Genomic DNA, 23473 nt, shown 5'->3' on the forward strand with positions numbered 1-23473 from the left:
ACAACCGCCACTGAGCGAACAGGCTCAAACACTTTTTTTGCTTACCGGAGACAAAAAGCACTTGCCCAAAGAAGGCAATCATCATCGCTTCATTCACCTCAGGCAACACCTGATAACACTGGTTAAAGCTGGCCATTGGGGATTATTTGCGGGCAATAGCTTTCCTTTACTGGTCTTAGAGAAAGGTATCCGTAAGCGCAGGCTGGTTCTTGATAACATTAAGCCTCTCACTGGTTCAGACTGCCCCTACGCTGATTACCTGCTGGGTTTGCTGCTGCTCGACAAACCAGACGAAAAACAAAAGACAACAGCAGCCCAATGCCTGGTTCAAGCCGCCTGTGCCGGCGCCACAGGGGCGGCACTTGAACTGATTTCCCAAAGCCTGATCGATGACACTTTCCCCATTCCGGCCAGTGCTGCCATGGCACTGCTCAAAAGCTGTGTCGAACGTCCGGATAATCGTCAGTTACCCCTGCGCATTCATTCGCAGATGCAATCTCCCCCCTTCCACTCGGGAGAGCAAATTATTGCCCTGCTTGAACAACACCTGCATACGCCAATGGCACCGTATCAGTGGGTAGAGCTGGGACACCAGCTATCGCTGTTTTCCCAAAAAACACAAGATAAGCGGGAACGATGCCTGCTGCTGGCAGCCTGCGCATACAGTGCCGGGCAGGACACAGCATCAGCTATGAAATGCCGAATCAGTCGGAAAAAGACAGATGCCCTGCCCTGCATCCCAGCCTTTGACTGGTTTATTATGAACTTGCCAGACTCCCTGCAACACCCACCAGCACTTTTGACAAGCTGGCTCCCGGCCACACTCTTGCAGAATATCTTAACTAAAGACGACAACGGACTGACAAAAACACTAGAGGAGTTAAAACACGCCGCCAGGCAAGATAAGTTTCAATGGTTTCAATGGTTGCTCTGGCTGCCCTACTGCCTCCCGGACGACACTGACCTGAGCTGGATACAAGGGAAAGGTAAATTTAAAAGCTACTGCCAACACCTTCTTGCGGTGAGAAGCCTGTCAGTGGGGCCTCTGACAGCGGTCAGCGCCGAGTGCCAGCCAGAACAGGTCAGGCCGACGCTCCCCCTCAGGCCTCTGAAGGCTGACGACCTCAATGCTCAACTGGAAAAAGAGTACCCTGACAGTGTGGTGAAAGTGGCCAACGAGTTCCAGGATATAGCCTTATATTTAACAGACGCTCTGCGGTTACTGAGCAGCGGCGGTGATCAGCCCGATCAACCTGTAAGTGTTGTTAAACTTGGTTGCCAGCTCACCGCTGAAGCTCTTCATTTAATGGGAGCAGAAGTAAATATATCCGACCGGGTTATCTTTTTCCCTCCAGGCTACCACGATATCTCCACTGAAAACCGAGCCAAGGCACTAAGCCTGCTTCAGAAAGCCATCGAGCACCATGCTAATCCTTATGCCTGCTGGATATACGGCCGTATGATTCGCGCTCAGCTGCTCCCCGGACTGGCAACAGAACAGGGAGAGCGAGAATGGTATGAGCAGTATCTCAGCATCATGGTGTTTGCAGCTCAAATAGGTATTGAAGGAGCAGCCAACGACCTGCTGGCCGAAGCTTTGACCGGTCGTGCAGACGCCCTGCTAACGGTCATTGCTACATTTATTGGTTGTCGGTTCATTAAACCCCGACGATTCTTTTTGGATATTGCCTTCCCGCCACTGGTGCAAAACGAATTCCTGAAACGCTTAACAAGTGCTAAAAAAATAAACAACAACAAAGATTGGTGCCGGCACATTATCAGCAACCTTGGTGTAGTTATCGATGAAGCCATATTATCCAAAGATATAAATCATAAACTTAGAATTTGCTGGCTTCATGCCCTGCTGCACAGGAGGTGCCCTGATTCCGATAAAGTGTCTTTGGCGCTCACAATGCCGCAAGAGTTGGCAGGGCTCGAGATTCCCATGGCACTGCAGGTCTCGATAATTACCGCTCTGGAGTACTTTGGCCCCCCAGTCCGGAAGTATTACGATGATGTACTAAGTCCGCATGTTCATCCGTCTGTAGCCATGTTGAAAAGCAACTTGTCAGATAGGGGGGCTGATGCAGCGGGAGCCGGTTTAACACCATCTCCGGAGGAATGTGTGAAGTTGCTTTCCTACCTGCAATGGCAACTGGGCAGTGATCAGGTGATTTTTTTAGGTGAGCAGCTAAAAAAGTCAATCTCACCTAAAAATACCTATGTCCGGGACCGCATCATCCCCCACCAGCAATTACTACGCTTTGTGCATTTGACCGTCCTTTCAGATGCTTATGATACTCTGCCCGAGTGCCGCGAGTCCTGTATAGCCGATCTCGTGCATTGGTTCACCATGTATCAGGCTCTGAGCTCTGCTAAGGATATCAGCCTGTTTACCCCATCCACAGACCTGAAGGATCAGAGGCAGATAATTCTGGAAACCGACCAAAGATTTGTCGCAAGTCTAAGGCGGGAACGGGATTCACGCTCCCCCCTGGTAGAGCTTCTAAACATACTGAAGGCGGTATTTATCAGACCAGATACATTGATGGTGGTACCCCTCTGTGAACCGTATACTGCCAGAAATTTATTAAGGCAGCTGCAGAGCCTTCCCCCGGAGCGCTCGATTGATCCTTATTACTGTCTGGTGAAAGGCCTGTGCCTGGAACACCGAATGGGTGAATGCACCTCAGAATTCGATCTTGCCCAAGCCGGAGTCGAGTATATAAATTCCGCCATGTTAGGCTCCGACTGTGCAGTACACCATCTGGCCCGCCTTGCACTCTCTCAGACAAATTCACCGATCGCCCTTGAACGCGTGCTCGATATGTTCTTACTTCAAAGCCAGCGCAGCCAGCGGCATACCGTCTATATTCATACTCCGGCAGACGTAGTCGTCACTCCAGGACAACAAAGCATTATCAACGCGCTCACCAGTGCAACACAATCAACAGGGCAATCGGTTTCTGACATTATTAAAAACAGGTTAATACCGGCTCTTGAGCGCTTGAGAGAGGGTACCCGATTCACAAAAAGCTACTCTCCTGAGATCGGCCTGTTACTCAGTTACTGTCACCAGAAGCTAGGCATAAACCAGAGCTGCACTCTGTTTCCGGCCGACTACTTATCCAGTATGTCTGCCTCAATGCTTCATCAATGGCAGAGTCATCTTTCGTCACTGAGCTGGGGCAGTGAAGAAGACAAAGTCAGGTATAAGAAGCAACAAGAACTATTGAATCTGGCCTTGAAGAAGAGTAAGACCGCCTATCGAATGACTCCTTACTTTATTAGAGCCAGCGCCCATCAAACAAAAGAGTGGGATAAGTTCGAGCAATGGCACAGGCGCGAAGGTAGCTGGCATGAGTTACCGGTGATGATGGGACAGACAGAACTGACAAAATGGCAAAATAAAAATGCTGGCACCGTAATACCTCGTTATCAAGATAATACCTTGATCCTTTACCATACCCCTGGAGACAGTTTGTCAGAGAACTATCAAATCACCCTGCACAGATTATTTATTGATGCCCTGTTGACCGGCGGTTACCTGCGCATCCCTGTTACGAGCAACCCAGACGAGCTTGCACTGGCACAATACTGGTACGACCGCTTCCGCATAGAGATTGATGATATCAGCCTGGCCGGCACCATAACGGCCCAGCCTTCCACAGCAGGCAAAAAGAAAAAGAGGAAAAAGACAGCTGTCAGCAGTGAGGCTGGCCCCTGCTAGTTATACTGTCATAGCTGTTAGGTGGAGCCACTTTTAGGCACTTCAGACGGTCTAACAAGACTCATTCTGAAAGGAACACGACGGCCGTGCAGCAGCTTCCCAATCAAGATTTACCGTTAGAGCCCCAAAGGAGCCGCAGTTTACCTGGCCAGTCTAAAGGTACACAGGAGAAAAAGGCGGCGCCCAATTTTCCGCAGGGGGCAACGGATAGCACTAAAGTGCGCGTGCGTTTTCATGACGCGGAAGGGGATCGTTATCAGTGGGCTGAAGATTTACGTCCTAAAACCTGTGGCAAACCGGTAGGGGATCGTGACATTGATCAGAGGTTAATCAGTATTCTGTCTGCGTACACCAGGCCCATGCTTGTCCCGTCTAAGACCAGCTGCCCCGAAACCAAATCCCCCGCCTACACAGTCATTGGCTCACGAATACTGCAAAGAGTTTTGGGAACCCGTTATTGCAACGGTGATATTGAAGCCGCACGTAAGATCTACCATACAAACGATATTGATATCTGGGTAAAAACGGACTTTGAGCGGCTTCATCTTACCCGCTATCTGGAGAAAAAGGTCAAGCATTTATCAGGAGTTACTGTTTCTACATCCTTCCAGGAAAACTACCAGCAAGGTATTCAGCAGTCCTCCATTCGTATACAGAGGCTAGAAGGTGACCAACTGGTGACTGTCAGCTGTATCGATATAACCGCCCCTCTGGAAGAACAACAGACAACAGAAGGGGACTCCATTCCCATGTCTGCTGAGAACCTGAAGGCTATAGAAAAGAGTCAGGAGCGCCTGGTACGCTTTGTATCTATAGCCTCCCTCCAGCCAATGGCGAAAATTTTAACGTCCCATGGTTCAAGCGCTGCCTTCTTACAAGCACCATCGGATATCGACTACCTGAACTCTATTGAAGAGGCACTCAAAAATCCAAGCTGCATGCCCGAAACCCGTGCCAAACTGCAGGACTCTCTGCTCCTGCTCACTTATCTGGAAATTACCCGCCGCCTCTATCACAAAGCCACTGTTGATGACTTTACACTCCATCTGCTGAAGCTCGTATACACTTTGATCCCAGAGAAACGACAAGCTCTGAAAGACGCACTGTGCCAGGTACCCCATTACAGTACGGGGGAGTTGAAAAAATTTACTGACTGGGAAGCTCACTTCACAGATAACCCTGACGAACCATCGACTATGGCTTCCCCGGCCACTGATACAGCTCAACCGACCATCGACATCCCTGAAGCTTATCAAGAGCCGGAGCCACTACCACAGGACACCTATGCCATTAAAGCAGGCAAGGCGGTGACACCTGTGGCGCCCCCCAAAATCCCCCGTGAGGCTATGAAGAAAAAAGAGAAAGGGCAGCCCCAAAGGGACACCCAGTCTCCCAAAGCACACACGCCCCCCAGAAAAGAAGCTGAGGCCTTTCCTGCGCCAATATACTTCAGGGCGTTGGATACCTATCAGGCAGGCCTGCTGATCAATGAACTGGAAAACGCATCATCACGGTATGAGAAGGATGACATTCTGTTTCGCTGGGGCCTAACCCTTGACGACCTGGAAAGGGAGTTACATACCGGTAAGATCAGCCCTCAAATGGAGTCGGTTTACCATCTGGCGGCAAGCTCTACCCAAAGGGAGATCCTCCGCCCTATGCCACAGCCCATCTGGGGTTTTCCTCTGGAAGAACCGGGTGATCCGCCATCTCGATTGATGTTTCAGGGAAGCCTTGATACAACAACCACAATGAGAAGTCTGCCAGGCAGAAGAACGGCCGATGAGAGTCCAATCGCCTCGACACCAACCCCCTCAGCCTGTTATGAAGCTCTGAAAAACCATATTGAGCGTACCCCCCGTCTGCCTGCCATACCCTCTTTACCTGAGGCCGAGCTTCTGGACTGCCTGCTGGGCATCCCGGGTCAACGGCCCAGACTCCCGGGTAAAGAAGTCGAGACGCTTCTCGATATACTGAAGTCAATACGCGTTGGTCAACAAACAGGGTGTGAGGCTATTAACTACGCTCCCGTCATTCACATTGACCTCAACAGGCCGGGGGTTTCCAAGGCACTGCGCTCAATCAACACAAAAGCCGTCAACCATTCAGTTTATACTTATTATTTGCGAGGCCTTCTGCAAAGCACACAGTTTCCAGAGTTACAGTCGCAGTGCGCCAGCAACCTGAGTAAGGCTGCATCAGCAGGTGCAACCGGTGCCGCGCTGGAACTGATTCATCTTGGACTGACTGATCCTGCTTTTCCGGTTCCCGTCAGTGCGGCCATGAAGATGCTATACAACTGCCTGAAGCGCCCGACCAGCCACCAGCATAACCTGCGGTTCCAACATCGCCTCTTGCGTCAGCCTCTGTCTATGGCAAACAGTATTGGATTAATGCTGGATCAATACCTGAAAGCACCAGTGACAAAAGAAAGTTGGTGCGCATTGGGGCAGGCATTGTTCAACCAGGGCCGACAAAGCTCCTCTGCCATTCGGGAGCGCACTCTACTGGTTGCGGCCTGTGCTTTTCACCTGGGTGACGACTTTACAAAAGGTGATGAATATTTAAAAATTCTGGGAAAAAAACAGCTGTCAAAATTTACTCACACTCAAGCTTTGGACTGGTTTATCCAAAGCTTGCCTGCTCGAATTAAAGAATCCGCCCCCCACCTGACTATCAACAGCCTGCCTCTGCCTGAGCATGTGAAAGCAAATCATTACACAAGAGCACTTCAGGTTATGATTATGAACGACTGCGAGGGTTTTCAGGCAGAATTGAATACCTTGATAGCGGAGCCTGATAAAGACTGGTGTGAATGGCTGCCTCACTGCCTGCCTCGTAACCTGCCATCACTGAATGTTGGTACCAACTGGTTGAAACCCATGCTAGCCCTTCGCAATTACTGGAAACACCTCAGCTCTCTGGCTCGAGCAGGTAAGGGCACGGCAACGACTGATGTACAACCTATGGATACGGCAGATGAAACAACAGCTGTCACAACCCCAGCCCATCAGGCTGTTATCACAACACGACATTTAAAGGCCTGCCTTCCCAGCGCAACCGCACAAGTCGTAAAAGAGTTCAGGGAACTGGACACTCTGATTGTGAACCTGATGATCCTGGAAAATCCATCCACCCCCAAAGAGCTACAAAAAGCATTGGAAGAGAGCCTTCCCAAAACCGAAGACTCTGTTGTCGTTCCAGGCTGTCGTCTCGTGGCCAGAGCCCTAAATAGTATGGGCGTTCAATTTTCTGATAAAAGCCCGAGAGAACTGGTAATGCCGACCATTACACCAAAGGCCCGGAAAGACGCTCTGGTGCATCTCAAGTCTGCCATCTGTAACTACGGTAACCCCTATGCCTGCTGGCTCCATGCCCGACTGGTTCGAGCAAACCTATTAACGGCCCTGTGCACCAAAGAGGGCGAACAGCAATGGTATGAACAGTACTTAAGCCACCTGATATTTGCAGCCACAATGGGCGTTGAAGGGGCCTTTAGAGATTTGCTGGCAGAACTGATAGGTGGCCGGGCTGATGCCATAACATCTGCCATTATCTCCCTACTGACCTGCCATTCACGGCGCAGTATCCAGTTTACTCTGAACCCGGGTTTTACACCTTTGGAGTCACACCCGTTTCTGAGGCATATTACAAATCATTCCGGCGAGAAGAACATCCGCGCATGGGGTAGCCATTTGCTGGCAGCATTAAAGCATTTGTCCAGTGAGTTACACCTCTGCCCGGATTATACCCATAAGGTACGACTGTTTTTTATTAAGTCCCATCTAAAAATAGTGCTGTCGGAAGAGTTGGCCATTAAAGTTGAACACGACTTGAGAATACCAAAAGGGCAAATTCAACTTCCTCTGTCTTTGCAGGCAAGCATTGTTTGTGCGCTGAATGTCATGCCGGAATTGCTGGCAAAAAATGCCGAAGAACTGATAGACAATAGTGGCAGTCCGGAAATGCGAAGATTTGTAGCATGTCAGAATAAACTGCAGGTGAAAGCACAGCCTATCTCCTCTGAACGGAAAGCTCTCAGCATTGCCTGCCTGCAACCGGGTGACGGCTCTCACATATTACCCTGGCTCCAGTGGCAACCAGGGTGTACGGGCATACTGCTGCTGCAGAAAATTGTAAAAACCCGGCTACCAAAGAATGCTAAAGCTCTGAATGAAGCGGTCATTCCTGCAGAGCAGCTGTTGTATCTGATGCAGCAATGTCTGGTATCGGACTGCAGTATAAAGGACTCAACCCCCGCGGATCCGCATATTGAAGCAACCGCTGGCTGGGTTGCACTCTACCAACAGCTAAGGCCGGGTAGTAGCAGCAGTGTATCCTTTACTCTTCCATCGGATAAAGCAGAGGTAATGACTGACGAACCACGGAGCATCATCCGGACGCCCCTATCGTATACGCCTGAAGAGGCAATGGCTGACGAACTACGGAGCATCACCCAGCTGGATAAAATGCTTCTAAGCAGTATTAAAACCCCTGAGGCCTCTACCTCCCTCGAGCTCGGAGGCATCATTCGAGAGTATACAAGCAAGATTTCCCCAAAAGGGGTTATTAAACTCAGTGGTCTCTCGGAACTTGTTGCTGTCATGAATTTCATACGAAGGATGAATTCACTCCCCAGGGAAAAAAACATCATCCCTTATATGAGTGTACTGAAAGCCATCTGTATTAATGCCAGCAACACTGGCAAGCTGCATGATCAGCAGGCTGTATTTATTGGAATCCTGCTTTTGGAGGGGGCCATATATGGTATAGATGATGCCGCACGTCACTATGCAAGCCTGGCTCTGTTTCCGGAATCGCCTTTCTCGTTGGAGCGTATGCTGGATGTGTATCTGCATCAATACCAGCGCCCCAGGCGTCACAAAGTCTCATTCACTTATGACTCGCCCCGCCCTCTTCCAAGGGAGGCGAAAGCCATCCATGAACTGCTGGACACCTTATTCCTCAAACCCGTTGGGGCAAGAAAAACCACTTACGACCTGCTGAGTAAGGATGTGATTCCTGCCCTTGAAGAACTCGAGCAAAAAACCCATAACCCTCATTTAGTGAGCACATTGAATCTGATGATCAGCATTTGTCAGGACAATATTAAGGTCAACAAGGCTAGAGAATTATTCGACATTGCTTCCTGTCATACATTACCCAAACCCTTGCTGCACCAGTGGACAACGCATTTTTTATCTATGAAAACATGGAATCCTCAATACAAGCACTGGGTACATCATACACTGCAGCCTGTGCTGAAAGAGGTTTTTGCCCCGAGCGAGAGTGGTCATCGGGCAATACCTTATATCCCTGGGTTGCAAGGTTTGACTAAGGAGCAGAAAGAATATTTCCTCCTCTGGCACACCAAAGAAAACTCCTGGTGGGAGCTTCCGGTACTGATGGGCCGTAGCGAGCTGAAATGGTGGGAGAAGACACACACCAGGCCACCTTTTTCAACGTGCGAGCTTCCAGGTGAAAAAGCGGACGAACACTATCGCAACACCATACATGAGAGCGTGATATCCGCCCATATCAACCGGAAGCCCCTCACACTTCAAGAACCGCAGAACCTGACGCAACAATCAATAGCAGCTCACTGGAAACTTCTCTTCAGTTATGAACAGCAGTTGACCTCTTCAGACTCTGTAACTGATCAGCCGGAAGGTGCAGCCAGGGGCGCCGCTGCAGTGGCCAAAGCGTACTTGCTAAGAGGAATTACAGAAAGCGACGACTTCAACGAAAACGATCAATGAATTAAACTGCCCAGTTCCATTCACAAGCCTACCGACAGGAATTAAGGGAATGACACCGTCCGGGAATCAACACACTTCTCCCCTACAGAAAAGCTTACAGGAATGGTTTGGTTTCAACGGATTCCGCGATGGTCAGGAGCAGGTGATCCAGACCATCATAGAGGGGCGCTCTGCTGCAGCAATCTTTCCAACAGGATCAGGGAAATCTCTGTGCTATCAACTGGCGGCTCTGCAACTGCCCCACTTATCTCTGGTGGTCTCTCCTCTGTTGGCGCTAATGCAGGATCAACTGGATTTTCTTAAGAGTCGCAATATTCGCGCCGCCAGTATTGACTCCACCCGCAATAGCGACGAAACCCGCCAGATCATGCAGGGAGTACGCAATGGTACAATCAAAATCCTGATGGTGTCGGTTGAGCGTTTGAAAAACGAACGCTTTCGGCAGTTTATCAGCCGTGTTCCGATTTCCTTACTGGTTGTGGATGAAGCTCACTGCATTTCCGAATGGGGACATAATTTCCGTCCCGATTATCTGAAACTGCCGGATTATCAAAAAGAGTTTCATATTCCTCAAGCTTTGCTATTAACGGCGACAGCCACACCGCAAGTGATGGAGGATATGCGACAGAAATTCTCCATTGCCAGCCATGATATTGTGGCAACTGGCTTTTACCGTCCGAATTTAGATTTGTCTGTATTGTCGGTGGATCAAAACAACCGTGATCAGGAATTGCTGAACTTCCTCGTACCTCACCGTTATGACGCCACCATCGTCTATGTCACCCAGCAAAAAACGGCCGATACATTGGCAAACGTCCTGCGGGACAACGGCATTAACGCCGTCGCCTACCATGCCGGTATGACCTCGGATGAACGAGACCGTGTTCAGCAGGCATTTATGGACAACCGCTATAAATGTATTGTTGCAACCATCGCCTTTGGCATGGGTATTGATAAAAGCGATATCCGCGCGGTAGTCCACTATGATTTGCCCAAATCTGTAGAAAATTACAGTCAGGAAATCGGTCGTGCAGGGCGTGATGGATTACCTTCACGATGTCTGGTACTCGGCAGCCGTGACAATCTTACTGTGCTGGAAAACTTTGTGTATGGCGACACGCCCAGCGCAGAAAGCATCAAGCAGGTGCTGCATCTGATTAGGGATGCAGGCAACCAATGGGAAGTGCAACTCCATCCGCTCTCCACAGCCAGCAATATTCGACAGCTGCCCCTGAAAACCCTGCTGGTGTATCTGGACATGCACGGTGTTATTCGCCCGCAGTACAGCTACTTTGCTGAATATCGTCTGCAGTATGTGATTCAACCCCATGAGCTGGCCGAATACTTTGACGGCGAGCGTAAACAGTTTGTACAGGCACTGCTTCGTCATGTGCGCATGGCTCGCATCTGGGGCACTCTGGATATCGACAGCTTTTGCCAAAGCTATGTCATGGGCGGAGGTCAGGCTGATCGCAGCCGGGTTATCAAAGCACTGGATTACTTTCAGGAAAAGAACTGGATCGTGCTGGAAAGCAAACAGATGACTGAGGTGTATCAGGTAGTGGGCAACCACTTTGTGCTGAACGAGCTCACCGAAACCCTGCACCAACTCTTTGTGAAGAAAGAGCGGAGTGAGATACGCCGCATACACGACATGATCGCACTATTTGAAAGCGAGGAGTGTTTAACTTCCCAGCTAGCCCAATGGTTTGGCGATAATCACGCCCCCCGGCATTGCGGCCACTGCTCCGCCTGTCGGGGCGTGGCTGTGGCATTTCCGCCAGTGCCTTTGCAGCCTGTACCGGAGAGTGTGAATATTGCGGCGTTGCTGGAACCCCTTCAGCAAAAACTTGGGTTTACTCCCACTGTTGACACCTGTGTGCGGTTTTTAAGTGGAATTCCCGAACCTGTTTTTCAAAAGATTCGAGCACGGAGTCTGGCTGGATTTGGGGTTTTAGCGGCCTGGCCTTATGGCAAAGTCAGGGAGTTTGTCTCGCTTAAATAGCCTGTAAGTACCCAAGCACTGCAGAGTCAACCGCTCAAAAAAGTTAAGTTTTTTCAACTATTTACAATTCTATACTGGTCTACCATCCTAAGCGACAGATTTTACCGATCAACACTTGGAGAATATCGTATGTTCAAGGCACTGGTACTGGAACAGCAGGAGAAAAAAACTCTCTCGTCTATCAAGCAACTAGACGTCTCCGACTTGCCAGATGGCGATGTTCTCGTTGATGTGGATTACTCCTCCCTGAACTTCAAAGACGGCCTCGCCATCACCGGCAAAGGCAAAATCATCCGCAATTTCCCCATGGTTCCTGGCATTGACTTTGCCGGTACCGTAGCCCACTGCGAAACTGACACCTTCAAAGCAGGCGATAAAGTTATCCTGACAGGCTGGGGCGTAGGCGAAAACCATTGGGGCGGCATGGCGGGCAAGGCACGTGTAAAAGCCAGCCAGCTGGTAAAAATGCCAGAAGGCCTGGACAGCCAGAAAGCTATGGCCATCGGCACCGCTGGCCTCACGGCCATGCTCTGTGTAATGGCACTGGAAGATGCCGGTGTTAAGCCGGAAGATGGTGAAATTCTGGTCACCGGCGCCAGCGGCGGTGTAGGCAGCGTCGCTGTAAACCTGCTGGCCAAACTGGATTATAAAGTTGTAGCCGTATCTGGCCGTGAACAAAACACGCCTCTACTAGAATCTCTGGGCGCCAGCCGTGTACTCCCCCGCAGCCAGTTCACCGAAAAAGGCCGCCCGTTGGACAAACAATTCTGGGCTGGCGCAGTTGATACTGTTGGCAGCCAGTTACTGGCGAATGTGCTGTCTCAGGTGAACTACGGAGGCACTGTTGCGGCCTGCGGTCTGGCCGGTGGTTTTGATCTGCCCACCACGGTTATGCCTTTCATTCTTAGGGGTGTGAATCTGCAGGGTGTTGATTCCGTTATGTGTCCTCTGGAACGCCGTACCGCTGCCTGGAACCGTCTTGTTGAACTGGTGCCTGCCTCTTACTATGAACAGGCTACCAGGGTTGTGTCTCTGGAAGAGGTTGCAGAGCAGGCGGAAGCTATCACCAACGGTCAGGTGACAGGCAGGGTACTGGTTAAAATTATAGGGACTTGAAAGAAACACACCTCCTTTTCCCCCCCCTGCTGCTATCAGTCGCAGGGGTGTTATAAGTACCCAATCTTTCCAATCAGAGTCTATCCTCTCATCACTCCCAAAAATTGTGCTTCTGGCGCGTCTGAAAGAGAATACGGCGATGAAATTGAAATCTTCCCTACTGGCACCGGGGCTAGTGATGTTATTCACCCTGCTGGCGAACCTGCCAGCAGAGGATACTTCTATCCAGAAGATTCAGCACTTTATCAGTGAAATCTACGGAACAGCCCTTGATATCACCGATGAACAGATCAGTCAGCTGAGCTGGGTGCTGGACAACCCGGCACAGACTCAAGAAATGAACGTGACGTACCGCACGAACGGTAAAACTATAACGATTCACCGGGAAGTGCCTCGGGCATTGGCACGGCTTTATAACCTGCAACTGCTCCGCTCCGGTAAGGAGAAGGACTATCGCACCTTCGTTCAGCCTCAGCTTTCGGAAGAACCCCTGTTTCTGTCCTACAGCAGTTTTCAAAAGTTGTCCCGGCTAATACAGGAGATGGATGAAGAGTCGTACGAGATACTGAAAACCTCGGCAATTATCACTGCGGTAGCCCTCTCACCAAAAGCAATAGAGAGAGCTGATGTACTGCTGGACGACCTGCCGGAAGACAGCAACCAGTTTCTTTCGCAAACCGCTCCCCATGCTGGCGCTATCTACCCACTGGTTCGCAGCGTGATAACCCGCTTCCCTGATGCGGCTGAGAAATTCAAGGTCACCTTCCTCCCCAATGCCAACCTTCGCCATATGCTTTATGCCGAAGGCTCTCAGCGCATGTTCGAATCTTTCCGTCAGCTGGACTGTACTGAAGACTGTCAGGGAAGCAGACACCTGTGGATCGCCCACTGGGTAGTTAACCTTTCAGGTTTCCAGGGACATATGGCCCCCAAAGGCTCTGTTTACCTGAACCAGAATATCTTTGATGCACTCAATGACATTTACCATGCGACTAAAGAACACAGCAACACCCCCGATTCTCCACTGGAGCTCAGCACCTACATTACCGCCCGAGCCCAAAAGCTGAACTTTCCACAGGATGATCGCGGTCTGGCCATCGCTCTGCTGGCTGCACAGACACGGATTTACACTCCCGAACATGGGGAAAAACTGGTGAAAGCCTTTGACCAACTCTCACAAGAGGATCAGGACCGATGGATTCACCATGCAACCCAACAGTTCACCGTGAAGCCAGAAGCCACACCGATGTACCTGCCCGCACTGCTGGCCAGTGGTATAGAAGGTGGTGGGCTTGACCGCACTGTTGCCAAGATGCTTCCTCTGATTCTGGATGTGTTGCAGAGTGCACAAGAGCTTCGGGAACAGGAAACAATGACGTCTGAATCCCCCCTGAGTTTCCGGGAGCTGGTAAGAGAAGAGAATGTTAAACGTATCCTCTTCGGAGAAGAGGAGCTGAAAGCGGTGATCGCCCCCCACTCTGGCTTGGTTACTCTGTCACAATAATCAGCTGGTGCCACTCATCGGGGTCTGGCCACTCTTCTTCGGATACAGCCATGCCCCGAACAGAGAACCCGGCTTCATGAACGCTGTTACGATCACCGGTCACCAGTGGGTGCCACTCAGGTAAATCGTAACCATCCAGCAAAAGTCGGTAGGCGCAACTGTCCGGCAACCACTTCAGGTTTTCCTGCAGGTTGTCTGGAGTGAAACGGATACAGTCCGGTACATAGTGCCAGCGGTTGGTAAAGTCTTTGCACTGGCAACTGTTCAAATCAAGCAGTTTGCAGGCTACGGCGGTGGTGTGAATACGATCATCATCGTCAATCACCTTGTTCAGGCAGCAGCGTCCGCAGCCATCACAAAGGGAGTCCCACTCTTCCCGAGTCATCTCGGCCAGCGTCTTGGTGTGCCAGAAAGGGGCAGCGGAGTTTTTCACAGGGCTGTCGGATTGAGACATAGATCTTACTTAAAATGAGAAATACGCGAGCGCAAGAGATTGCACATCATACGTCAGTTGCGTCTGGCAGGCACAGTCCGTATTGGTGCTTGAGTTTATGAAATCGACAACTACTTTTCGTAGCAACCCTTTCTTTTAGCAATCACAACTTGAGCACTTGCTTCACTACACTTAAAAACAGGACAGCACTGTGTCTTCCTCTCTTCTGACCGGCATTATGATGGACCGCCCCCTTCTTATCAGGGATATTCTTCTCCACGCCGAACGCACCTGTCCGGATCAGGAGATTGTCTCCGTAACCGGCAAGGGGACCTATCACCGGACAACTTACGGAGAAACCTTCCGACGAGCACGCAAACTGGCCAACGCACTGGAAGAGTTAAACATTCGTCCCGGTGATCGCATTGCTACCATGGCATGGAATGATTATCGCCATCTGGAAATCTACTACGCCGTGGCCTGCTCTGGCAGCGTGTGCCACACCATTAACCCGAGGCTGACACCAGAGCAAATCACCTACATTATTAATCACGCTGAAGATAGCTGGTTGTTTACGTCTATCAACTTTATGCCTTTGCTGGAAACCATTCTGCCGGATATCCCTAACGTCAAAGGCTTTGTCATTCTCATGGATGAAGAGGATGGTACAATCACCGACCTGCCAAGAGCTATCGCTTATGAAACGCTTCTGGCTCCTGCCAGTGATAAGTACGAATGGCCCGAGTTTCCGGAAACATCTGCCAGCTCTCTGTGCTACACATCCGGCACTACGGGCCGACCAAAAGGGGTGCTCTACAGCCATCGCAGCACAGTATTGCACACTATGATGTGCAACCTTTCGGCCTCCATCGGCCTCAGTGAAATGGATACAGTCATGCCCGTAGTGCCCATGTTTCATGTGAACGCCTGGGGTGTACCCTACTCTGCGGCAATGGCAGGTGCCAAAATCGTTTTACCCGGCCCCCATATGGGAAATGGAGAGCTGCTGCAGGAACTGATCGAGCTGGAGCAAGTCACCGTCGGTTTTGGTGTACCAACCATCTGGCTGGCGTTACTGCACTATCTGGAAACCAGCGGCAAAAGCGTAGACAGTCTTATTCGCATATACACCGGCGGCACAGCCAGCCCCCGCCATCTTATGGATACGTTCTTACGCCAATACGGGGTTGACACCGTACACCTCTGGGGAATGACGGAATTAAGCCCGCTGGGTACACTCAATCAGGCAGAAGTGCGCACAGATTTAAGCTACGACGAACGTATGGACCTGCGCTGTATGCAGGGGCGCCCGGCCTTTGGCGTGGAGATGAAATTGAAAGACGACGTCGGGCAAACGGTTCCCCATGATGGCAAAACTCCAGGCTTTTTGTATGTACGTGGCTACGCCGTTTGTCGTGGGTATTTAGGTCCGGTTGGGGATGAGAATGAAACCAGTGCCCATTCTTCTCACGACAAAGAGGGTTGGCTCAATACGGGAGATATAGCCACCATTGATCAGCAGGGTTATCTCAGGATTACCGACAGAGCTAAGGACATGATCAAATCCGGTGGCGAATGGATCAGTTCCATAGAGCTGGAAAATCTGGCTATGGCCCATCCGGATATTGTTGAAGCGGCGGCCATTGCTATGCCGGATAAGAAATGGGGAGAACGTCCGCTAGTAATTGCCGTGAAAAAGCAGGGCAGCACTGTCATAGAGCAAGACTTGCTCAACTGGTATAAGGATAAACTTCCAGGATGGATGCTCCCTGACAAAGTTGTCTTTGTCAGCGAACTGCCTCATACAGCAACGGGCAAGGTCGTCAAATCACAACTAAGGAGCGAAATTGATCGCTACCTGCAAAACAACCACCACACCAAGGGAAAAAGCCCGGAGAAAAAAGTTCATCACTCCGGGCTGTTTATGTAGCTATACCAATACACCGCCAGACTATGCGAAAACAATGGCTGGAGTACTTATGCAGCTTGCCCCACTGGCTCTGCCCCGGCATAAGGCTGCTGTACCTTATCTCCTGTTCTTACCCAACGGCGACTGATTTTCCACAAGCGCCAGAAATTCAGCGCAGCTGACATGGTCAGCGCTGTAATCAAACCGATCCAGAAACCATAGGGCCCCATAGCACCCACAAATGTGTCCGTCAGGCCCAGTGTATAACCTAATGGCAGGGCAATCACCCAGCAGGCAAACATAAGAACAAACATCGGCACACGGGTATCCTTATACCCACGCAGGGCGCCCACAGCAACCAGGTGAATGGAATCGCTAATCTGATAAGCCGCCGCAAACCACATCAGCTGAGCGGCGAGATGGATCACACCTGAATCACGGGAATACAAACCGGCAATCTGCTCAGAAAAACTAACGATACACACGGCCATCAAAGTGCCACACACGATAGCCGTAAAGATACCGGTAAAACTGGAGAAAGAAGCCTCCACAGGTTTCTCAGCTCCCAGATGCTGACCCACCAAAATAGTGACACCCGCCCCCAGACTAACGGGAATGATGTACACAAGGCTGGCTACGTTCAGTGCCACCTGGTGTCCGGCAACCACTTCAACACCGAGCTTGCCAATCAGCAGTGCAATAACGGCAAATATAGTGGTTTCAATAAACAACCCTGCCCCCACTGGTAAGCCCAGAGTCAGGTGCTCACGAATATCACTCCACACTGGGCCTTCATAGCGATTGAATGGGCTGGTGCGTTCATGCCTGGGGCTGTTTCGGATGTAAATGAACATAATGACGGTCATCAGGGTAAAGCAGATGGCTGTCGCATAACCACAGCCCACACCCCCCAGGGCAGGCAGGCCAAACTTTCCGTAAATCAGTACATAGTTAGCAGGAATATTCACCAGCAGCGCAGCAATACCCGCAAACATCGGAGCACGCGTGTCAGACAACCCTTCACAGTAACTGGCCATTAACTGATAAAGGCACATCCCCGGAATACCAAACGCCAGTGCATGGAGATACTGCTGCGCCAAAGCCGAAATGTCCGGATTTACATTAAGCAGATCCAGCACCGCACCTGGGGACATCACCACGGCCAAACCCAGGAACATCATAATGATCGTAACCCAGATACCCTGACGGGTTTTATGGCGAATTCCACGATAATCCTGTGCACCAAACTGTTGGGCAACAATGGGAGTAATCGACATCAGCACGCCACGGATGAGGTAATAGACCGGCCCCCAGATACTGGAACCAATAGCCACAGCCGCCAGATCGAGAGACGAGTATTGCCCTGCCATACTGACATCGACGAAGGTCATACCGGCAGCCGCCATCTGGGCACCGATAATAGGCAGAGAAAGAATCAACAGCTTCTTCGCCTCTGCCCTGTAGCGAGTAAACAGGGAATGAGAGATTGGCATTAACAAGCGGACTTTTTGTTTATAGGGCAATTTTAATTGATCTATGGTATTAGACTTGCCCCCTTGGAATGATTCGTAGTTTTACTTACACCTCCAGCAATTGTCAGCCAGACTAACAGCCATGTCAGCAATGTTGGCAGAACCCGATGACCTGTCAGACAAACTGTCCGTTCTGTTGTCTTAATAAACATGAATAACAATGACGACAGGTACAGGTTTATGGCATCACAACTGGCTTCCACCTCATTTCCATACGCTCATCTCTACGGGACCTCAGAAACAACTCCGGCCCAGCCTAGAACGGGATTGATGATCACCGGCTCAGTCCTTGGTGCAGCGATTGGAGCGACTTATGGCATATTCAAAGGACAAAGTGTGCGATCAGCTTGTACTGGCGGTATGATTGGCGCTGCATCCATGGGGATTCTGACTACCGGCTCCATGGCTTATGCTGACGCAAAAAAAACGGCAGCCAGACCTCCTGTTGTCACATTGAAAGTTCCCATAGGGCCGAGAACATCCACTGTATCGCCAGCAGATGCTGACCAGGATAGAGATGCCGAAAATGACGCACCGGATGATATAGCCCCAGGACAAAGCTATGAGCTTTACCGCCCACCCCCTGAGACTTGGGATGGCCGACTCACAGAGCTTCTGCGCATCGCGAACTGCAGGGAGGTTGTGAAGGTTTACACAAATCCAGACCTTTACCTGAATCATGAGTACAGAGTTGTTACGGAAGCTGAGAAAGTCCGCTCAAAACTGCAAACCACCCTTAAAGATGCTTTACAGCAACAGAAAGTGATTGCAATCGAAGCTGCAGACCCGCACTCCAAATATCAGAAATTTGAGGGTCTCAGCACTCAATTTCTGGCAAACCCTGATAAAGAGCCCTGTGAGTTTATGCCTATACGCAGTGGCCAATCCGAACTACCCAATACAGCCTGGGCAAACACCAAAGGGCGACGTAAACGTAATGAAGATGTGATCACAACAGGTAAGCTCCCCTATCAGCTGAATGGCATCACCTACACGGCAGACATGCTTGCTGTATTCGATGGACACAGAGGCGGTAGATGTGCACAGATTGTTGGCATCAGCCTTCCCGGACATATTCAGGATCGCCTGCATCAATACTGTGATGATAAGCATCGTTTGGCCGGTATCTGGAACGCACTCAAGATTGGCTTTGTGGATGCCAGCCTGGCAATAAAAGAACACCCAGAAGGCCAGATCTCCGGCACAGCCGCAGCCATGGCGATGAAAATCGACAATAGCCTATGGGCAGCCAATACAGGCGACAGTCGTATTATTCTGGTAAAAGGTGATGGTCAGGTCATGCAGTTAACCGAAGATGCCAAACCTGACAACGGAAAGTTTGTATCTTCTATCGAAAAGCGAGAATCAAATGTACTGTTTGGCTGGGATGGCATTTTACGTGTGGGGGGGCAGCTTTCCGTTGCAAGAACCCTTGGCAATGGTGATCAAAGAGGCCACACCGCCCGGCCTAAAATTACCCGCCTGGATGGAGATAGCTACAACAATTTTGAAGGGTGTACTCTGTTGGTGGTATCCGATGGGGTATGTGACTACGCGACCTCCGACCAAATCGGTAAGCTTGCGCATATTATGAGGGCCTGGGGCTATAGCCCAGAGAAAGTTTCCCGGACATTGACCGACCTGATCCTTCAGGCCGGCCCTGACAATGAAGATTCGCTGTTCCCGGATAATACGACAGTGGTAACATCGTTTATCGGATAAAAGGAGTTACTCTTCTACAATGCCCTGACTCTTCAGGTAATCATCGTAGTTACCGTGGAAGTCTGTGACACCCTTATCGGTAATCTCAATAATCCGTGTCGCCAGTGAGGATACGAACTGGCGGTCGTGGGATACGAAAATCAAGGTGCCGGGGTAGTTTTCCAATGCCAGGTTGAGAGCTTCGATACTTTCCATGTCCATGTGGTTGGTAGGTTCATCCATCAGCAGAATGTTAGGGCGCTGCTGAATCAGCTTACCAATCAGCATACGTCCCTGCTCACCACCGGAAATCACTTTTACAGACTTTTTGATATCGTTCTGGGAGAACAGCATACGGCCAAGAGTAGCGCGAATGGTCTGTTCATCTTCCCCTTCATTCTGCCACTGGCTCATCCAGTCGAACAGCGTCATATCCTTTTCAAAATCGGCACTGTGGTTCTGGGCATAGTAACCAATGCTGGCATTTTCCGACCACTTCACTTCACCGGCCTTCGGAGCCATTTGCTCTGCCAGTGTATGCAGAAGGGTGGTTTTACCAATACCGTTCTGGCCGATAATGGCGATGCGCTCACCCACCTCCACCAGCATGTTCACATCTTTGAACAGGGTTTCGTCATAACCCTGAGCCATGCTGGTGACTTCCAGTGCGTTACGGAACAGTTTCTTTTCCTGATCAAAACGGATGAACGGGCTTTGCCGGCTGGATGGCTTCAACTCATCCAGTTTGATCTTGTCGATCAGCTTCAACCGAGATGTCGCCTGCTTGGCCTTGGATGCGTTGGCAGAAAAGCGGCTTACAAAGGTACGCAGTTCGGCAATCTGTGCCTTCTTGCGGGCATTATCTGCCTGCATACGTTCACGAGCCTGCTCTGCGGCTGTCATGTACTCATCGTAAGAGCCGGGGAACATGCGCAGTTCTCCGTAATCCAGATCCGCCATATGGGTGCAGACGCTATTAAGGAAATGGCGGTCGTGAGAAATAATGATCATGGTGCAGTCGCGCTGTTTGAGCACACCTTCCAGCCAGCGGATTGCGTTGATGTCCAGGTTGTTGGTAGGTTCGTCCAGCAGCATGATGTCTGGATCAGCGAACAGCACCTGTGCCAGCAGTACGCGCAGCTTCCAACCGGGAGCCACTTCGCTCATCAGGCCGTAGTGCTGATCGAGTGGAATATCCAGCCCCAATAACAATTCACCGGCACGGGCTTCGGCGGAGTAACCGTCCATCTCACCAAACTGCACTTCCAGATCAGCCACACGCATGCCTTCTTCTTCAGTCATGTCGCCCTTGGCATAAATGGCATCACGCTCTGCCTTCACTTTCCACAGTTCAGCGTGCCCCATAAGAACAGTATCAACCACGCTGTACTCTTCGTATGCGAACTGATCCTGATTCAACTTAGCCATGCGGGTGTTAGGGGCCAGGGACACAGAACCGGCTGAAGGTTCCAGCTCGTCACCGAGAATTTTCATCAGAGTGGATTTGCCGCAACCGTTGGCACCAACCAGGCCATAGCGGTTGCCGTCACCAAACTTGACGGAGATATCCTCGAACAGAGGCTTGTCCGAGAATTGCATGGTGATGTTAGCTGTTGTGATCAAAGTGTTGGTCCACCCGCTGAGTGATTCTGTAAATAAAAGCCGCGCAGCCTACAATCTCTGCGCAAAACAGGCAACTCCGTAATTAAAGCACTGATTTGTCACTCTGGCTGTTTCAACAGTCCCTTGGGAGCCTGACATTAAGCCCCACCCATGAGAGGGGCATGACAAAAGCACAAACTGGGGTTCCCCATGGACAAACAGCCCAGTTTTTCCAAAACAAGCTGACAATGCTCCGGCTGGCTACGCCCCAGTTATTCTGTGAATCCGTGATATAAATCAATGGAACAAGAGGAGTGAAACGACCAAAATTCTCACATGGGAGGACAAGGGTTTTACTGTTTTAGTAACAGATACCAATCTTAACTTTTGGTTGATGATTCATACGGGTACATATCTAAGGTGTTAGAAAGTCAGGCATCTCACTGGTCAAGTTCACAGCAGGATATCTTTAAGAAAATCGGCATCTATTACACAATTTATGCTGGAGTAAAACCTCTGGGACACAAGCATGGCTTGTTTTCAAAAAAAGACACCATGACACTGGATATCCTTAAAACAACCCTGCCTGTCACCCTTCCATTAGAAAAAACCGGACAGTACTACAACCCTTATGATCACAATATCCCTCGGATGGTGACAGAAACCACCCCTTTCGTGTATGACAATTACTGCCGGATATCAAAAAATAATGATGTCTCTGCTCTGCTGAGACTGAAGGGTGCCTTAATTATCCCTGTCACCTCTACAGTTCATTCTCATCACACTTTTGTGGTTATCTTCTACTCTCCGAAGTTGACCCCAATAGAGCTAAAAGGGCTTACATCTCTTCATCAGGAAGACATTCAGTTCATTGGCAACAGTCTGTTTGACGAGTGGTATAATGGCCAAGGCCGGGAATTCAATATTTTCTTTTCCCGTTCTATTTTTTGCCCCAGATCATTGCAGGTTGCGCAATCCTTTGCCGACGGTTTTACAACCAAAGAGACCGCAAAGAAACTGTGCGTTACAGAATCAGGTGTACAGTATCACCTCGACCACTTGCGAAAGATTCTTGGAGCCAGAAACCGTTCCCATATGCTGGTTGAGCTGATGAGAAAAAAGGTTATCCAGTAAAATATCAACTCAGAAAGCACTTCCCATAATATTGCAATATGTATACAGAACGCTGACAGATAGAGCGAAAATACTGGTATTTTTCATAGTAAAGCTTCTGGTGAGTTGAACAATAATACGCCACGTAATAAAAATTTCGATCTAGGTGGAAGTACACGTGGATAAAATGAATGCTGAGTCCGGGGTGAATGAACCCAGACTGAATCGCCGTAATCTCTTAAAGTTAGGAGTTGCGGGAACTGCCGCACTTGCCGCTACAGCTCCGCTGTCAGCCAAGGCTAATGAGGGAGGCTTTGGAACTCAGGTTCACGATGATATCCCTTACGATATAAGCCCGGAATACAAGCGTTTTAATCAATACAACAATGTATTTTATATAGATGAACGCAAAGGAATCCCTTACACAAACTCCAAGTTTGACGATAGCCGCCCTGGTTTTAGCTCTTCTGAATTTGCACTCAGTCTGGCGTCGACATCACTTTGGGTAAACCCCAGCATAAGTATGAACACCGTTCATCAAGCCCATAAGAGCTTGCCTGTACCTTATAAATTTCCAGATGCAACAACTGCCCATGCACAGCTTAAACGAGCGTCACGCCACTTTGGCGCAGACCTTGTCGGCATAACCCGGCACGATGAGCGCTGGGATTACTCTGATGTGATCGTTCCTGGAAGCAGTGGCCATGAAACATTGCCATGGGAGGAAGCCTTGCCAGACTTTAACCCTAAAACCGTTATTGTCGTGGCTTGGGAAATGGATTATGAAGCACTGGCTACAACCCCCAGTCAGATTGCCGATGCCACAGCCAGTAATGCATACTCGGGCTTAACCTATGTCCTCACCCATATGACCGCATACCTCAACCATCTGGGATACAAAGCCGCTCCAGCACTCAATGGGTTAGGGTTGAATGTGCCTTATGCCATTGCTGCCGGTCTTGGTGAAGTTAACCGTATGGGTATGCTGCAGAATTATAAGTACGGCCCTCGCCTGCGTATTGGCAAAATTTATACGGAGCTGGAGCTGGATGAGTACTACGACAAGCCT

Annotated in this window: 12 protein-coding genes; 9 read left to right on the forward strand and 3 right to left on the reverse strand. The window is 50.1% G+C overall.

The window, feature by feature from the left end; translation table 11 throughout:
- The 5 genes from E1189_RS23930 to E1189_RS13380 form a co-directional block, all read left to right on the forward strand.
- A partial coding sequence (locus tag E1189_RS23930) for a hypothetical protein (RefSeq protein WP_230460388.1) occupies positions 1 to 3730 on the forward strand: 3730 nt, incomplete at its 5' end.
- A gap of 218 nt (positions 3731 to 3948) precedes the next feature.
- Entirely contained in the window at positions 3949 to 9489 is a 5541-nt protein-coding gene (locus E1189_RS13365; RefSeq protein WP_155160830.1) for a hypothetical protein, read from the forward strand.
- A 49-nt stretch (positions 9490 to 9538) separates the two neighbouring features.
- Positions 9539 to 11494 (forward strand): RecQ family ATP-dependent DNA helicase, encoded by a 1956-nt coding sequence (locus E1189_RS13370; protein ID WP_155160831.1) that lies wholly within the window; start codon positions 9539 to 9541, stop codon positions 11492 to 11494.
- A 129-nt stretch (positions 11495 to 11623) separates the two neighbouring features.
- Entirely contained in the window at positions 11624 to 12610 is a 987-nt protein-coding gene (gene acuI, locus E1189_RS13375; protein ID WP_155160832.1) for an acrylyl-CoA reductase (NADPH), read from the forward strand.
- Positions 12611 to 12749: 139 nt separating this feature from the next.
- On the forward strand, positions 12750 to 14114 hold the full coding sequence (locus E1189_RS13380) for a hypothetical protein (protein WP_155160833.1): 1365 nt from the start codon (positions 12750 to 12752) through the stop codon (positions 14112 to 14114).
- Here E1189_RS13380 and E1189_RS13385 read toward each other — a convergent pair.
- Positions 14098 to 14568, reverse strand: coding sequence for a YcgN family cysteine cluster protein (locus E1189_RS13385; protein ID WP_155160834.1), 471 nt, complete (start codon positions 14566 to 14568; stop codon positions 14098 to 14100). The two genes, E1189_RS13380 and E1189_RS13385, sit on opposite strands and share 17 nt — an antisense overlap.
- A gap of 190 nt (positions 14569 to 14758) precedes the next feature.
- Here E1189_RS13385 and E1189_RS13390 point away from each other — a divergent pair, with 190 nt between their 5' ends.
- Positions 14759 to 16477, forward strand: a complete 1719-nt coding sequence (locus E1189_RS13390) for a long-chain fatty acid--CoA ligase (RefSeq protein ID WP_329602029.1) — start codon at positions 14759 to 14761, stop codon at positions 16475 to 16477.
- 47 nt (positions 16478 to 16524) lie between these two features.
- On the opposite strand, the gene E1189_RS13395 is transcribed toward E1189_RS13390, so the two are convergent.
- On the reverse strand, positions 16525 to 17949 hold the full coding sequence (locus E1189_RS13395) for an MATE family efflux transporter (protein WP_155160835.1): 1425 nt from the start codon (positions 17947 to 17949) through the stop codon (positions 16525 to 16527).
- Positions 17950 to 18168: 219 nt separating this feature from the next.
- On the opposite strand from E1189_RS13395, the gene E1189_RS13400 reads away from it, so the two are divergent.
- Positions 18169 to 19710, forward strand: coding sequence for a PP2C family serine/threonine-protein phosphatase (locus tag E1189_RS13400; protein ID WP_196221418.1), 1542 nt, complete (start codon positions 18169 to 18171; stop codon positions 19708 to 19710).
- A gap of 6 nt (positions 19711 to 19716) precedes the next feature.
- Here the strand turns inward: E1189_RS13400 and E1189_RS13405 are convergent, their stop codons facing one another.
- The gene (locus E1189_RS13405; protein WP_155160837.1) at positions 19717 to 21312 is read right to left on the reverse strand and encodes an ABC-F family ATPase; all 1596 of its coding nucleotides are present in this window, start codon (positions 21310 to 21312) and stop codon (positions 19717 to 19719) included.
- A gap of 513 nt (positions 21313 to 21825) precedes the next feature.
- On the opposite strand from E1189_RS13405, the gene E1189_RS13410 reads away from it, so the two are divergent.
- Positions 21826 to 22425, forward strand: coding sequence for a helix-turn-helix transcriptional regulator (locus E1189_RS13410; RefSeq protein ID WP_155160838.1), 600 nt, complete (start codon positions 21826 to 21828; stop codon positions 22423 to 22425).
- A 157-nt stretch (positions 22426 to 22582) separates the two neighbouring features.
- A partial coding sequence (locus tag E1189_RS13415; RefSeq protein ID WP_408014736.1) for a hypothetical protein occupies positions 22583 to 23473 on the forward strand: 891 nt, incomplete at its 3' end.

This window comes from Parendozoicomonas verongulae, assembly GCF_009711465.1.
Lineage (GTDB): Bacteria > Pseudomonadota > Gammaproteobacteria > Pseudomonadales > Endozoicomonadaceae > Sansalvadorimonas > Sansalvadorimonas verongulae.